The organism is Nonomuraea spiralis, from assembly GCF_014648435.1.
GTDB lineage: Bacteria > Actinomycetota > Actinomycetes > Streptosporangiales > Streptosporangiaceae > Nonomuraea > Nonomuraea spiralis.
Genome location: NZ_BMRC01000018.1, coordinates 80313 through 92890 on the forward strand (window position 1 = coordinate 80313; position 12578 = coordinate 92890).

Consider the following 12578-nt stretch of genomic DNA (forward strand, 5'->3'; position numbering starts at 1 on the left):
TCACAGCCGGGACACCCGCCGTTCCACGTCGTCCCGCTCGGCGACCCCGTCACGCAGGACGACCCCGTGCCCGGGGGCCCGGCCCGGCCGCACCTGCCCGTCCTCGATCTCCGGCAGGCCCGTGACCAGCTCGTCGTACCAGGTGCGCAGGAACGCCCTGACCGTCTCCTGGATGAGCCCGTTCGGCTGGCTGCACGCGAAGTGCACGCAGCCGGCCAGGGTCGCCGGGCCGGTGCAGTCGTGCGGGGCGACGGGCACGCCGTAGGCGTCGGCCAGCGAGGCGATCTTGCGCGCCTCGGTCAGTCCGCCGGTCCATTGGACGTCCAGGGTCAGGATGTCGACGCCGCCGGAGTCGAGCAGGGGCTTGAAGCCGCGCCGTCCCACGCAGGTCTCCCCCGTGGCGATCGGTACCCCGTCAACCCTGGCCAGCTTGCCGAACGCGTCGGCCGCGTCGGAGCGCAGCGGGTCCTCCACCCAGTACGGCCGGTACGGCGCGAGCGCCGAGATGATCTTTTCTGCGGCGGGCCTGTTCCACAGGCCGTGCAGCTCGATCATCAGCTTCATGTCCATGCCGACCTCTTCGCGGACCGCGGCGACCGTGGAGAGGGCCCGGTCCAGCTCGGTCGGGGAGATGTCGGTGCCGCCGGTCCGTTCGGCGGCGGTGTCGAAGGGCCAGATCTTCATGCCCCGGATGCCCTCGTCCCACAGCTCGCGGGCCAGCCGCGCGGGCTCGTTGAGGAAGGCGTGCAGATCCTCGTAGCGGTCGGCGGCGCTCATCCCCCAGTTGCCGGACTCCTGCCGGGTGGACGTGCCGACGTAACCAGGACCGGCGCACGTGTTGTAGATATCGATCCCGTCACGTACGGCTCCGCCGAGCAGGTCGACCAGCGGCAGCCCCGAGGCATGCCCCAGCAGATCCCACAGGGCGATGTCGATCGCACCGTTGCCGCGCGTCTCGGCCCCCGCTCCCTGGAATCCGACGTAGGTGGCCAGCGCTCGCGCCGCCCGCTCCGGCGTGGGATCGGTCATCCCGACCAGGACGGGAGCGACGCTTTCGTGCAGGTAGGCCTCCACCGTACGGGCGCCGAAGAACGCCTCGCCCAGGCCGACCAGTCCGGCATCGGTATGCAGGCGGACGAACAGCAGGTTGGGCTGGATGGCCGGACGGATTGTCTCAAGAGCAGTGATCTTCATCCAGGTCTTCCGAAAGTTCGTGAACTGAGGGGGGCACGGGACGCGCTGGCGTACCTGGTCAGGCGAAACGGGCCTCACGCGCGGCGACCGCGTCGATGTTGGCGGCGTTGACGACCTCCGCGCCGGTGTCGTACGTCCTGGCCGGGTAGCCGGGGTCGAACTCCTCGGCGAGCAGGGCCGCGGCGATCCAGCCCTGCGCGTACGGGTTCTGCCCCAGGGAGAAGTCGATCGACTTGTCCTTGATCCCGTCCAGGACCGGCTGGATCAGGTCGAATCCTCCGACGGCGAACTTGCCGACGAGATTCTTGCCCTTCGCCCAGGTGGCCACGTACTGGTGGTCGAAGGCCGCCATCGCCCAGCCGACGATCCTGCCCTTCGCCGAGGCGTACTTGGCGTCGATGGCGGCGACGGCCTTGGACTCGTCGGTGCTGGTGACGAGGACCTCGGTGGTGAAGGAGGTGCCGTTCTCCTTGTTGTACGCCCCGATCCCCTGCTTGATCCCCTGGATGCGCTGTTCGAGGGCGGTGCTGCCGGGCGCGAAGTTGCCGCACACGATGACGCCGTCGGACTTGCCGGTGCGCTCCTTCGCGCACCTGGCGATCTCACGGCCGCACGCGTCACCCGCGTTGACGAAGTTCTGGCCGACGAAGCCGACACCGAGCTTCTCGTAGCCGTCGCTGGCCACGTTGGACAGGATCACCTTTACTCCGGAGGAGGTCGCCCGCTTGATGTTGGCGTCGAAGGAGGTCTCGTCGATCCGGGTGAAGATCACGCCATCGGGCTTTGCGCTCAGCGCGCTGGCTTGGAGCTCGACGGTCTTCTGGGTGTCCTGCGCGGGCGGGCCGATGAACTGGGTCTTCCATCCCATGATCAGGCCGAAGTCCTCGAAACCGCGCTGCACCGGGGCGAAGAAGGGGTTCTTGTCGTGGACGACGAAGATCACCTTCTTGTCCTTCTGGGGGCCGTCGGCGGCGCGGCCGCCGGACGAGGCCTCTGCGGACGGCTCCTTCTCACTGGTGCACGCGGCGGCCAGGACGCCGGCGGTGGCCAGGGAGCCGCTGAGCAGCAGGCCCCGGCGTGACAACGGGCTTTTCGCTGCCATTGTTCTCTCCTGTTCGATCGGGGGGTCAGGCGTTCAAGCCGTGTGCTGAACGCTTGGCGACGAGGTGGTTGAGCATGACGGCTCCCAGGATCAGGAGGCCGGTGGCGACCTGCTGCCAGTTGCCGTCCACGCCGAAGAGGACGAGCGCGTTGGTGATCACACCGGTGATCACCGCGCCGAGGAAGGTGCCGAGCACGCTGCCCGTGCCGCCGGCCAGCCCGGCACCGCCCACGACGACCGCGGCGATGACACTGAGCTCGAAGCCGTTGCCGGTGAGGGGGTTGGCACTGCCCAGCCAACCGACCAGGATGATCGAGGCCAGGCCGGTCAGCCCTCCGGTGAGGGCGAAGCACATGACCTTGACGCGGTCGCTGGTGATGCCCGCTCCGGCTGCGGCCGACGGGTTGCCGCCCACGCTGTAGACGTCGTAGCCGAACTTGGTCCTGGCCATGACGAAGGCTCCGACGGCGACAACGACGGCCATCCACAGCGTCTGCGCGGCGAGGTTGGGCAGCGGGCTGCCCGCGAACAGATGGATGAACGACTCATCGCGCGAGCCGCGGATCGGCACGCCGTCCGACAGCAGCAGCGCGGCGCCGCGCAGTGCCGCCAGCGCGGCCAGTGTGACCACGAACGAGGGGATCTTGAACCGGGTGGTGAGCAGACCGTTGATCACACCGATCGTCACACCGGTGAGGATGGCCAGCGGGGCCGCGGCGCCGACGGGCACGCCCACCTTCGTCACCAGCCAGGCGAGTTCCACCGCGAGGAATCCGTGCAGCGACCCCACCGACAGGTCGATCTCGCCGACGACGATCAGGAAGGTCATGCCGGTGGCGACGATGCCGAGGATGGCGATCTGCTGGGCGACGGACAGCAGGTTGTCGGCTGCGAGAAAGCCGTCGGCGCCCACGGCGCAGACCAGGAAGATCGCCACGGTCGCGGCCAGCACGCCGAACTCCCTGGCACCGAGCAACCTGCGTACCAGGCTTCCGCCGGAGTCGTCCACCCGGTAGGCGGTCGCGATCTGCTGCTGGATGGTCATGCGGGTTCTCCGGAGGTGTGAGGGGCGCCGTCGGGAGCGGCCGCCGGCGCGTTGCCGAGGATGAGTCCGACGACCTCGGCCGCCGTGGTGCCCGCGACATCGCGTACGCCCGACACCAGCCCGCCGCGCATCACCACGACCCGGTCGGCGACCTCCAGGACGTGGTCGACGTTGTGCGAGACGACGACGACGGCCTTGCCCCGGCCCCGCAGGTCACGGATCAGCGAGAGCACGTTCTGCTGCTGCTCGGGTCCCAGCGCCGCGGTCGGCTCGTCCAGCAGCACGAGCTCACCGCCCTGATGCACGGCTCTGGCGATGGCGATGCACTGGCGCTGCCCTCCGGACAGCCCGGCCACGGGCATCCGTACGGACGGGATGCGGATGCGCAGTGTGGTGAGCACCTCTCGCGCCTCCGCCCGCATCCTGCGGGTGTCGACCAGGCCGAACCTGCGCGGCTCCTGCCCGAGGAACACGTTGGCGGCGACGCTGCGCTGGTCGACCAGGCCGAGGTTCTGGTAGACGACCGCGATGCCGCAGGCCGCGGCGCCACGGGGGCTGCGGAAGACCTGCGGGCGGCCGCCCATCCGGATCTCTCCCTCGTCGGGCCGGTACGCGCCGCAGATCACCTTCATCAGCGTCGACTTACCGGCGCCGTTGTCGCCCATGAGGCCGACCACCTCGCCGGGTTCGACGCTGAAGTCGACGCCGCGCAGGGCCTCGACCCCGCCGAAGCGTTTGCGTACGCCTACGGCCTCGAACAGTGGCATGCTCTCTCCCTTCCGAACCCGTGGGTTGGCTTGACTGGTAAGACCGGTTATGCCAAGCGAGGTTTGTCCCTCGAAGAGTGATTCGTCAACCCTTTCGCACATCTCGAATCGGCAACGGCCGCTCGGGGCGCGGCGGCGGGGCCCACGGAGTATGGTGGTCCTGGTCTTACCGGCCTAACCACACTCTGAGGAGATCTCCATGCCGGACCTGGAGGGAAGAAACGCACTGGTCACGGGCGGTGCCGGCGACATCGGCGCCGCCATGGCCGCCGAGCTGACCCGCCGGGGCGCCCACGTCACGCTGCTCGACGTCAAGTCCCCGGACGAGGCACAGGAGTGGATCACTACGGCCTCCGCGTACGGCGAGGTGGGCTACGTGCGAGCCGACGTACGCGACCGGCCCGCTCTGGACGCGGCGCTGGAACACATCGGCAGGCTGGACATCGCGATCGCCAACGCGGGCATCGTCGAATCCGCCCCCTTCCTGGAGATCACTGCCGAGCAGTGGCAGCGGCACCTGGACATCAACCTCACCGGCACCTTCCACACCGCCCAGGCCGCCGCCCGGCGCATGGTCGCCCAGGGCGGCGGGGGCCGCATCGTCTTGACCGGGTCCTGGGTGGGCACGGTCCCCTGGCCGGAGATCGCGGCCTACAGCGCGTCCAAGGCGGGGGTGGCGATGCTGGCCCGTTCGATGGCCAAGGAGCTGGCGCCGCACGGCATCCTGGTCAACGCTCTCGCCCCCGGGATCGTGGCCGCGGGCCTGGCCAAGTGGCAGTTCGAGAACGAGCCGGCCTACGCCGCGCGGGCGAGCACGGCGATCCCCCTCGGGGCGCCGCAGACCGCGCAGCAGGTGGCCAAGGCGGCAGCCTTCCTGTGTTCGCCGGACTCCGACTACATCACCGGCACGACGCTGCTGGCCGACGGTGGTTGCTCGTTGTTCAACCAGGGATGATCGGATTCGACCGGAGGGCGTCGGCCCCTCGATCTTGAAGGTAACGTGGCAGGGATGATGGGAAGTGAAGACGCCGCCTCCGCGCGCGACATGCGCCCCCCGACCAAGGAGGCCGTGGCCAGGCGACTCGAACTGGAGCTCCTGTCCGGGCAACATCCGGCCGGATCGAAGCTGGAGTCGGAACGGGTGCTCTCCCAGCGGTTCCGCGTGAGCCGCCCGATGATCAGGGAGGTCCTGCGGAGACTGGAGCAGCAGGGCATCATCGAGGTCGTCCCGGGGCGGGGCAGCTTCGTCCGCGACGTGCGGATCACCGACGCGGTCCGCCCGCTCGACGCGCTGTACCGGCAGCGCAAGCCGACCTCACGTGACGTGATCAGCGCCCGGATGATGCTCGAGCGCGAGACCGCCGCGCTCGCCGCCCAGCACGCGACCCCGGAGGACCTGCGCGTCATCGAGGAGATGCTGCTGCGCTTCGACGAGGCCCGCGACCTGGTCTCCCGGGCCAGAGCCGACGTCGCCTTCCACGCCGCGGTCGCGGCGGCGTCGCGCAACCCGGTGATCGAGGCCATGTTCGGCTCGATCGTCACGCTCACCTTCGAGCTCATGCTCCGCAGCCTCGGCGATCCTTCGGTCTCCCGCGAGGGCCTGCCGTACCATCGGGAGATCCTTGAGGCGATCACGGCCCGCGACCCGGAGGCCGCGAGCAACGCCATGGCCGCCCATCTCGAGGTGGCCCTGCGCACCTATGGTGACGACCTCGACCAGAGCCTCGACCTGGTCGCCCAACGTAAGATCGAGCAGCTCATGGACCTGTCCGCGGACTGACCGCGACCGGCTCGGTCAGCGACCGCTCGACGATGCGGGCGTCTTCGACGATCATGGTTGTCACTCTGACCGCGCCGCCGTAGAGCCCGGAGCGCTGTTACACGGCTGTGAACCAGCCGCCGGGTCATCGTGAAGCGCCCGCGAACGCTTCGCGGGGTGCCGCGGCCAGTCTGGTGTCATCATCGGACACCACCTCAAGGGGGCGCGACATGCGTAGAACCCTTCTCACCCTGGCCGCGGGAACACTCGCCGCCGGAGGCATGGCCGGCGTGGCCACCGCGGACACCTCGCACGCAGAGGTCACCCACGCGAGGCTCGCACGCTGCGCCTTCGACCCGAACGAGGTCGACCATCCCGACGACGCAACGCGCGCCCGCAAGAAGCACGCGACGTACTGCCGGTACGGCCTCCTCGACCGGACCGGCGCGTGGACGGCCAAGGGCCGCGCCTGGATCGCCCTCAGGAACGGCGACACCCCCGCCGCGCTCGCGCGGTTCGAGCGGTGGTTCGCCAAGGGCTGGATCGGGCCGGACGGCGGCTGGTCCGAGCGCGCTCCGGCCCAGGTCTCCCGGTGAACCGGTCCGGAGTTCCGCTGTCGCCGCATGCGTCCTATGCCGTGGCCGGGACAGGATGCGCCGGTCGGCCGCGCCGGCGGCGGGGCATACCCTTCACCCTCGTGAGGGTCGTGACGACAGTGATGGTGCTGTCCCTGCTGGTGGCCGGGTGCGGTGTCGACGGCGGTGTCAGGGTCGAGGGGCCGGCCCCGTCGGCCCGGCCGGGGCCCGTGTACGTGATGGCCTACATGGGGCATCCGCTGCAGCGGCCTGAGCGTTTCGCGCTCAGCGAGTTCTCCAGCATGGCCAAGGTACGCTGGCGGTCCTGGGGCGGCGGGAGCGCGGTCGGGGTGGGCGAGCTCAGCGGCACCTGGTGCCTGCCGGGATGCGAGAAGAACGGCATTCCCGCCACGATCACGCTCAGCGGCCTGGAATGGCAGGAGCGGGTCGGCTACTACAGCCGCTTCGACGTCCAGGGGCGCGGGGTGCCGCAGGATCTGGTCGATCAGAAACTGGAGGTGCCGCGGGCATGAGCGACCTGTTGCTGGTCGAGGACGACGCGGTGATCCGCGAGGCCACGCAGATGGCGCTGGAGCGCTACGGTCTGCGCGTACGCACCGCCGTCGACGGGCTGGCCGGCCTGGAGGCCTTCGAGAGGGACGTCCCAGCCGTTGCGCTGCTGGATGTGATGCTGCCCCATCTGGACGGGGTGAGCGTGGCACGGCGTATCAGGGAGACCAGCCTGATCCCGATCATCATGATCTCGGCCCGCTCCGACGCGATCGACGTGATCAACGCCCTGGAGGCCGGCGCGGACGACTACGTCACCAAACCGTTCGACACGGCGGTGCTGTACGCGCGAATCCGGGCGGCGTTGCGCCGGGCCGCCACCGGCGCCAAGGTTCCCGTATCCGCTGGTGGCCCCGCGCTGGTCTTCGGAGACCTGTCGGTGGACCCCGAGGCGATGGAGGTCAGGTCGCGCGGTGAGCGGCTGTCCTTGACGCCGACCGAACTGAAGCTGCTGCTGGAGTTCACCGCGAGCCCGGGGATCGTGCTCTCGCGCGACGTGCTGCTCCAGCGGGTGTGGGATTACGCCTGGGACGGCGACACCCGGGTGGTGGACGTACATGTCCAGCGGCTCCGCGTCAAGATCGGGTCCGACCGCATCGAGACCGTGCGCGGTTTCGGCTACAAGCTCCGGCGTTGAGGCCGTCCATGGGCATTCGCACCAGGATCGGGCTGGTCATCGCGGCGACCGCGGCGCTCGTGGCCGCGGTGCTGGGGCTGGTGGTCCACTCCCGGATGGCGGCGGCGCAGTTGGAGACGGCCCGCACCGCGCTGGACGCGCGACTCGTCGCCGAGGTGGAGCGCTACCAGGAGGGCCAGGACACCGAGTTGACCACGCAGGGCGTGCCCGGGCCTCTGCGTGAGGCGGTGCGGGGACACGTCCGAGCCACCTACCTCGACGGACCCGTGCTCTGGGCGGCGGCCCAGGTAGGGGATCAGCTGGTCGCGCTTCGGCTTGACTACGGCCCGCAGAACGCCGAGCTGGTCCGGTTGGATCGGATTCTGGCGGTCTCGGGCGTGGTGGTGGCGGCGGTGGCGTCTCTGCTGGGGCTGCTGGCCGCCGACGGGCTGAGCCGGAGGATCCGCCGGATGGCCGTGATCGCCGAGCGTGTCGCCGGTGGAGAGCTGTCGGCCCGTGTCGCACCGGCCGGCCTGAGCGGGCGTGGGAGCGCGGGCGACGAGGTGGCGACCTTGGGGGCGGCACTGGACCGGATGGCGGACGTACTGCAGGCGCGGCTGGAGGCCGAGCGGCGGGTCACCGCCGACATCGCGCACGAGTTGCGTACCCCCGTCACCGGTCTGGTCACCGCCGCCGAACTGCTGCCGCCCGGCCGACCGGCCGAGATGGTGCGCGACCGCGCCGCCCTGCTGCGTCGCCTGGTGGAGGACGTGCTGGAGGTCGCCCGGCTGGACGCCGCGGTCGAGACCTCGGCGATGGAGCGCCGGCCGGTCAGCGTGCTGGCCCGCCGCGCCGTGTCCGCCGCTCAGGCGACTCTGCGGCAGGCCCATGCCGTGGAGGTCGTCGTGCTCGCCGATGCCGAGGTGGAGGCCGATCCGCGCAGGGTGGAACGCATCCTGGCCAACCTGATCGCCAATGCCGTCCATCACGGCACCCCTCCGGTGTCGGCCACCGTCGACGCCACCGGCATCACGGTCACCGACCATGGCCCCGGTTTCCCCGACGAGATGCTGAGCGCCCTGCGCGCGCACGGTCCCCGGCGGTTCAGCACCGGCGAGGCCGCGCGCGGTACGGGGGTCGGCCTGGGCCTGACCATCGCCGCCGGCCAGGCCCGTCTGATCGGCGCCACGCTGACCTTCGGCAACGCCCCGGACGGCGGCGCACAGGTCCGGCTCTCCTTCGAGGGGGCCGGTGGACGGTCTTCACCTCAAGGCGCAGCACGGCCCCGTGCCCAGTGACGGTCTTCGCCTGTGCCGTCGGGCGGATCACATCCAGTGGCGTCCGGCCCACAGGCGCCTGCTGGACGAGCCCGCCGAGACCCCACCACCGGCTCGGGCGGGGCTCAGCCGGCGTCGAGGCGACTCATGCCCGAAGAGCGCATTGGACGAAGGCGGTCACCCTGGTCCGCGCCTCCTCCGGCCCCACGTGTCCCTGGACGAGCGGGATACGCTCAGCGCCGATGACCCCCATGACGCTGCGTGCCGCACTGTCTGCATCGAGCGGACGGAACTCGCCCGCCTCCACGCCCGCTGCGATGATCTCCGCGAGTATCTGCTGCATCGGTGCGACATGCCCGGCCAGGGCGTTGTAGGCATCGGCTCCGAGGGCCACCGACATCTCGGCCGTGTCGGGGTGGGGGTGGGCCAGCAGGCCGTCGAGGGTGAGCCGGATGAACACCGACAGGCGTTCGGACGGCTGGGCGGAGGCCGGCAGTTCGCGTTCGAACCGCTCCACGAAGTATTCCGTCACCCGCTCGCTGAAGGCGAGCAACAGCGAGGCCTTGTCGGAGAAGTAGTTGTAGAGCACCGTGCGCGCCACTCCGGCCGCCGCGGCGACGTCGGTCATGGAGATGTCGTCGATGGCCTGGCTGCGTGACAACCGCGAGACCGCCTCGAAGATGCGTTCCAAGGTCTGCGCGCGGTGCTCACTCAAATTCGCGGCGGAGATTCGGGGCACCTGGCCATCTTCGCACGTGGGCGGGTCGAGAGCCATCGGCGCACAGGTCAGGAACGCTGTTCCATTGTTTTTACGACAGAATGTCGTTATCTTTATGGCATGTCGTCATAAAGACGAGGAGAATCATGGAGACCACCGGACAGGGCCGCGAGCCCTTGTCGCGGCTGCTGTACAAGGGCACGACCGAAGCCCATCGCGCGGCCGAGAACACCCCGTACATGCTCGCTCTCTTCCAAGGCAAGCTCACGGAGGAGGCATACCGGCTCTGGCTGGTGCGCTTCCACGCCGTCTACACCGCTCTGGAGCACACCACCGAGGCCCTTCGCGACGACCCGGCGGTCGGCGTGCTGCGACTGCCGCAGTTGTACCGCACCGAAGCGATCGAGAAGGACCTGGCGCACTTCTACGGCCGCGACTGGCGGCGGGCCCTGGAGTCCTCCCCCGCCACCGACGCCTACGTCGCCCGGCTGGATCGAGTCCGGGACGAGTGGCCGCTCGGCCTGGTGCCCCACCACTGGATCCGTTACGCGGGCTACCTGCACGGCGGGGCCACCCTCGGCAAGCTGCTCGCGACCACCTACGGACTGAGTGGAGGCGACGGCACCGCCTTCTATGACTTCGCGGAGATCGAGGACACCCACGCCTTCGTCAGCGAATATCACACCAGGATGAACTCGGTCCCGGTCACTGACGACGACCTTCCCACGCTGGTGGACGAAGGCAATCACGCCTTCGACGGCAATGCCGCCATCACCGTCGAGCTGGGCGAGGCCGTCGACCTGGGCTGAGCGGCGGAAGGCTGCCCCCGCGGGGGCAGCCCATGCTCACGCCGTCCTGATAGCCTGGAGCGGGCAGGCCTCCACCGCGGCACGGGCGTTGGCCTCCTGCTCCGGAGGGACCTCCTCGACCAGGACCTTGCCGTAGCCCCATTCGTCCAGGCCGAACACCTCGGGGGCGAAGCGCTTGCAGTAGCCCTTGCCGTCACAGACAGAGGCGTCGATCGCCACCTTCATGGATTCTCCTCAAGCCGAATACGGAAATCGTGTGGCGCGCACCGCGGGCACCTGGCGCCGACGTGCGCTCGCACCAGCTCTCGGTGGTGCCGGAAGAGCGAGCCGACGAGGACGGAGACCGCGTCGGGCGTGGCGCAATTGCCTCGCCCGGCCAGCCCCCTCCCCCACCGTTCCAGCCGCTCCACGTCCTCTCCGGTCGCCGCCCCCGTACCGAGGCGGGCCAGGACGGCGGCAACGCCCGCGCTCCCCTTGACGCACGACCCGCACTGGCGGGCGTTCTCCTCGTCGAAGAAGCGCGCCATCTCGGCGGCGACCCCGATGGGACAGTCGCCTGCCAGGAGCACGAAAGCGCCGCATCCGAGCGTGCTTCCCGCTCGGGAGAAGTCGGCGTGCGTCATGGGCAGGGCGAGCGCGGAGGCCGGGAGCAGGCCACCGGCGAAACCGCCCGCGATCACCCCGGTCACACCGGCCGCCGACCCAAGGTGATGCGCCACGAGTTCGCCGAACGGCATGCCGTACGGCACCTCGTAGAGGGTGGGGGCATGGGCGGCGCCGGACACCGTGGCGAGGAAGGTGCCCGGCGAGTCGCCGGTGCCCACTGCGCGGTACGCCTCCGGGCCGAGGTGTACGGCGGTCGCGAGCTGGGCCAGCGTCTCGACGTTGCTGACCAGGGTCGGCCGCCCGCCCAGTCCCGACTGCCAGGGACGGGGCGGTTTCGCCGACGGGAGCGCCGGGCCACCGCCGACGGCGCGTACGGCGGCCGTCTCCTCCCCCGCGACGTAGGCAGGCGGCACCTGCACGATCTCCACGCCGGCAGGTGCCGCCGCCCCCATCCGCGCCGCCGCCACGGGATCGCTGAGATACAGGAAGGCCCGCTCGGCATCGACGGCTCGTGCCGCGAGCTCAAGCCCCCTGATGACCAGCGAAGAACGTTCCCGCAGCAGGTACCGGTCCTTGACCGAGGCGGGCTCGCCCTCCTCGCCGTTGGCGATGACGAAGCCGGACCGTACGGCCCGGAGCTTCACCGCGAGGGGGAAGCCCGCCCCGCCCCGGCCTTGAACGCCCGCGGCCGCCGCGCTCTCCACGATCTGCTCGCCGGTCGGCTCCGGCCCACCGGCGGGCGGATCGGCCGACAGGCGTGCCGGGCCGAGGGATCGCACCGGAACGGGAAAGCTCATGCGACCAGATACTCCGGCAGCCGCTTGCCGATCTCGACGAGCACTTCGGTGTTGAGCTGGTAGGCCAGCAGAGTCTCGCGGACGATCCGCTTGCGCTGGACGTCGTCCAGGTCGAGGGCGTTGAGCTGGTCCCGGTACTCGACCTTGAACGCCTTGAGGTCGGGGACGGCCGGGAACCGGTAGAAGCCGACGCCGCCCTCGTCGTCGAACTCATAGGTCCGCTCGGCGACCTTCCTGATCACCTGGCCGCCGGACAGGTCGCCCAGGTAGCGGGTGTAGTGGTGGGCGATGAAGCCGCCCGGCCAGTCGGCGACCTGGTTGATGCGCGCGACGTAGGTCAACGTCGGCTTCGACGGCGTGATCTCCTCCCGCCAGGCCGGGCCGTACAGGGTCTCCAGGTCACGTTCGAGTGCGGGGACCCGCTCCAGTTCGGTCCGTACGAACGGGCCGGCCACCGGGTCGTCGGCCAGCGCCCGACCGGCCGCTTCCAGTGCGACGTAGGCGAAATAGTGCTGGGCGACCATCTCGGCGTAGCCGGCTCGGGAGACCTTGCCGCTCATCAACGCCTCCAGGTAGGCGGTGTGCTCGGCGGCCTCATGATCACCCCAGGTCGCCTGCCTGAGCTCATCGGCGAACGTCTCGGTCATCTGTGGCCTCCCGGGGCATTGCATTGGAATGTGGTTTCACGACAGAGTGTCGTCAAGTGGGCCCCAGGGCGTCAATGGGTTAGCGACACATTGTCA

15 protein-coding genes are annotated in these 12578 nt (G+C 70.1%); 7 read left to right on the forward strand and 8 right to left on the reverse strand.

What is annotated here, in order from left to right:
* From IEZ27_RS35390 to IEZ27_RS35405, 4 genes are read right to left on the reverse strand one after another with little or no spacing between them, the layout of a single operon-like run.
* On the reverse strand, positions 1-1194 hold the full coding sequence (locus IEZ27_RS35390) for a mandelate racemase/muconate lactonizing enzyme family protein (protein WP_189651236.1): 1194 nt from the start codon (positions 1192-1194) through the stop codon (positions 1-3).
* A 58-nt stretch (positions 1195-1252) separates the two neighbouring features.
* Positions 1253-2296 carry a substrate-binding domain-containing protein gene (locus tag IEZ27_RS35395; RefSeq protein WP_189651237.1) on the reverse strand — a complete coding sequence of 348 codons (1044 nt, stop codon included), beginning with the start codon at positions 2294-2296 and terminating at the stop codon, positions 1253-1255.
* Positions 2297-2321: 25 nt separating this feature from the next.
* Entirely contained in the window at positions 2322-3341 is a 1020-nt protein-coding gene (locus tag IEZ27_RS35400) for an ABC transporter permease (RefSeq protein ID WP_189651238.1), read from the reverse strand.
* Positions 3338-4108: an ATP-binding cassette domain-containing protein gene (locus IEZ27_RS35405; RefSeq protein WP_189651239.1), complete on the reverse strand. Its 771-nt coding sequence runs from the start codon at positions 4106-4108 to the stop codon at positions 3338-3340. Before IEZ27_RS35405 ends, IEZ27_RS35400 begins: the two co-directional genes overlap by 4 nt.
* Positions 4109-4307: 199 nt before the next feature.
* Here IEZ27_RS35405 and IEZ27_RS35410 point away from each other — a divergent pair, with 199 nt between their 5' ends.
* The 6 genes from IEZ27_RS35410 to IEZ27_RS35435 all read left to right on the forward strand — a co-directional run bounded on the left by IEZ27_RS35410 (position 4308) and on the right by IEZ27_RS35435 (position 8926).
* Positions 4308-5063 (forward strand): SDR family NAD(P)-dependent oxidoreductase, encoded by a 756-nt coding sequence (locus IEZ27_RS35410; RefSeq protein ID WP_189651240.1) that lies wholly within the window; start codon positions 4308-4310, stop codon positions 5061-5063.
* 54 nt (positions 5064-5117) lie between these two features.
* Positions 5118-5888 (forward strand): FadR/GntR family transcriptional regulator, encoded by a 771-nt coding sequence (locus IEZ27_RS35415; protein ID WP_229824634.1) that lies wholly within the window; start codon positions 5118-5120, stop codon positions 5886-5888.
* 209 nt (positions 5889-6097) lie between these two features.
* The gene (locus IEZ27_RS35420; protein WP_189651241.1) at positions 6098-6463 is read left to right on the forward strand and encodes a hypothetical protein; all 366 of its coding nucleotides are present in this window, start codon (positions 6098-6100) and stop codon (positions 6461-6463) included.
* Between the two features lie 110 nt (positions 6464-6573).
* On the forward strand, positions 6574-6975 hold the full coding sequence (locus IEZ27_RS35425; protein ID WP_189651242.1) for a hypothetical protein: 402 nt from the start codon (positions 6574-6576) through the stop codon (positions 6973-6975).
* Positions 6972-7649, forward strand: coding sequence for a two-component system response regulator CseB (cseB, locus tag IEZ27_RS35430; RefSeq protein ID WP_189651243.1), 678 nt, complete (start codon positions 6972-6974; stop codon positions 7647-7649). Before IEZ27_RS35425 ends, cseB begins: the two co-directional genes overlap by 4 nt.
* 8 nt (positions 7650-7657) lie before the next feature.
* Positions 7658-8926 carry a HAMP domain-containing sensor histidine kinase gene (locus IEZ27_RS35435; protein WP_189651244.1) on the forward strand — a complete coding sequence of 423 codons (1269 nt, stop codon included), beginning with the start codon at positions 7658-7660 and terminating at the stop codon, positions 8924-8926.
* Positions 8927-9050: 124 nt separating this feature from the next.
* Here IEZ27_RS35435 and IEZ27_RS35440 read toward each other — a convergent pair whose 3' ends face one another.
* A complete protein-coding gene (locus tag IEZ27_RS35440) occupies positions 9051-9680 on the reverse strand; it encodes a TetR/AcrR family transcriptional regulator (RefSeq protein WP_229824635.1) in 630 nt (209 codons plus the stop codon).
* Between the two features lie 89 nt (positions 9681-9769).
* On the opposite strand from IEZ27_RS35440, the gene IEZ27_RS35445 reads away from it, so the two are divergent.
* Positions 9770-10432, forward strand: coding sequence for a biliverdin-producing heme oxygenase (locus tag IEZ27_RS35445; RefSeq protein WP_189651245.1), 663 nt, complete (start codon positions 9770-9772; stop codon positions 10430-10432).
* Between the two features lie 36 nt (positions 10433-10468).
* Here IEZ27_RS35445 and IEZ27_RS35450 read toward each other — a convergent pair whose 3' ends face one another.
* From IEZ27_RS35450 to IEZ27_RS35460, 3 genes are read right to left on the reverse strand one after another with little or no spacing between them, the layout of a single operon-like run.
* Positions 10469-10657, reverse strand: coding sequence for a ferredoxin (locus IEZ27_RS35450; protein WP_189651246.1), 189 nt, complete (start codon positions 10655-10657; stop codon positions 10469-10471).
* A complete protein-coding gene (locus IEZ27_RS35455; protein WP_189651247.1) occupies positions 10654-11835 on the reverse strand; it encodes an NADH-ubiquinone oxidoreductase-F iron-sulfur binding region domain-containing protein in 1182 nt (393 codons plus the stop codon). The genes IEZ27_RS35450 and IEZ27_RS35455 overlap by 4 nt, the downstream gene beginning before the upstream one ends.
* A complete protein-coding gene (locus tag IEZ27_RS35460) occupies positions 11832-12482 on the reverse strand; it encodes a biliverdin-producing heme oxygenase (RefSeq protein WP_189651248.1) in 651 nt (216 codons plus the stop codon). Before IEZ27_RS35460 ends, IEZ27_RS35455 begins: the two co-directional genes overlap by 4 nt.
* Positions 12483-12578 lie beyond the last annotated feature (96 nt).

Coding starts and splice junctions, on each gene's coding strand:
- IEZ27_RS35390 (WP_189651236.1), bottom strand. CDS start 1,194: ATGAAGATCACTGCTCTTGAGACAATCCGTCCGGCCATCCAGCCCAAC.
- IEZ27_RS35395 (WP_189651237.1), bottom strand. CDS start 2,296: ATGGCAGCGAAAAGCCCGTTGTCACGCCGGGGCCTGCTGCTCAGCGGC.
- IEZ27_RS35400 (WP_189651238.1), bottom strand. CDS start 3,341: ATGACCATCCAGCAGCAGATCGCGACCGCCTACCGGGTGGACGACTCC.
- IEZ27_RS35405 (WP_189651239.1), bottom strand. CDS start 4,108: ATGCCACTGTTCGAGGCCGTAGGCGTACGCAAACGCTTCGGCGGGGTC.
- IEZ27_RS35410 (WP_189651240.1), top strand. CDS start 4,308: ATGCCGGACCTGGAGGGAAGAAACGCACTGGTCACGGGCGGTGCCGGC.
- IEZ27_RS35415 (WP_229824634.1), top strand. CDS start 5,118: ATGATGGGAAGTGAAGACGCCGCCTCCGCGCGCGACATGCGCCCCCCG.
- IEZ27_RS35420 (WP_189651241.1), top strand. CDS start 6,098: ATGCGTAGAACCCTTCTCACCCTGGCCGCGGGAACACTCGCCGCCGGA.
- cseB (WP_189651243.1), top strand. CDS start 6,972: ATGAGCGACCTGTTGCTGGTCGAGGACGACGCGGTGATCCGCGAGGCC.
- IEZ27_RS35435 (WP_189651244.1), top strand. CDS start 7,658: ATGGGCATTCGCACCAGGATCGGGCTGGTCATCGCGGCGACCGCGGCG.
- IEZ27_RS35440 (WP_229824635.1), bottom strand. CDS start 9,680: ATGGCTCTCGACCCGCCCACGTGCGAAGATGGCCAGGTGCCCCGAATC.
- IEZ27_RS35445 (WP_189651245.1), top strand. CDS start 9,770: ATGGAGACCACCGGACAGGGCCGCGAGCCCTTGTCGCGGCTGCTGTAC.
- IEZ27_RS35450 (WP_189651246.1), bottom strand. CDS start 10,657: ATGAAGGTGGCGATCGACGCCTCTGTCTGTGACGGCAAGGGCTACTGC.
- IEZ27_RS35455 (WP_189651247.1), bottom strand. CDS start 11,835: ATGAGCTTTCCCGTTCCGGTGCGATCCCTCGGCCCGGCACGCCTGTCG.
- IEZ27_RS35460 (WP_189651248.1), bottom strand. CDS start 12,482: ATGACCGAGACGTTCGCCGATGAGCTCAGGCAGGCGACCTGGGGTGAT.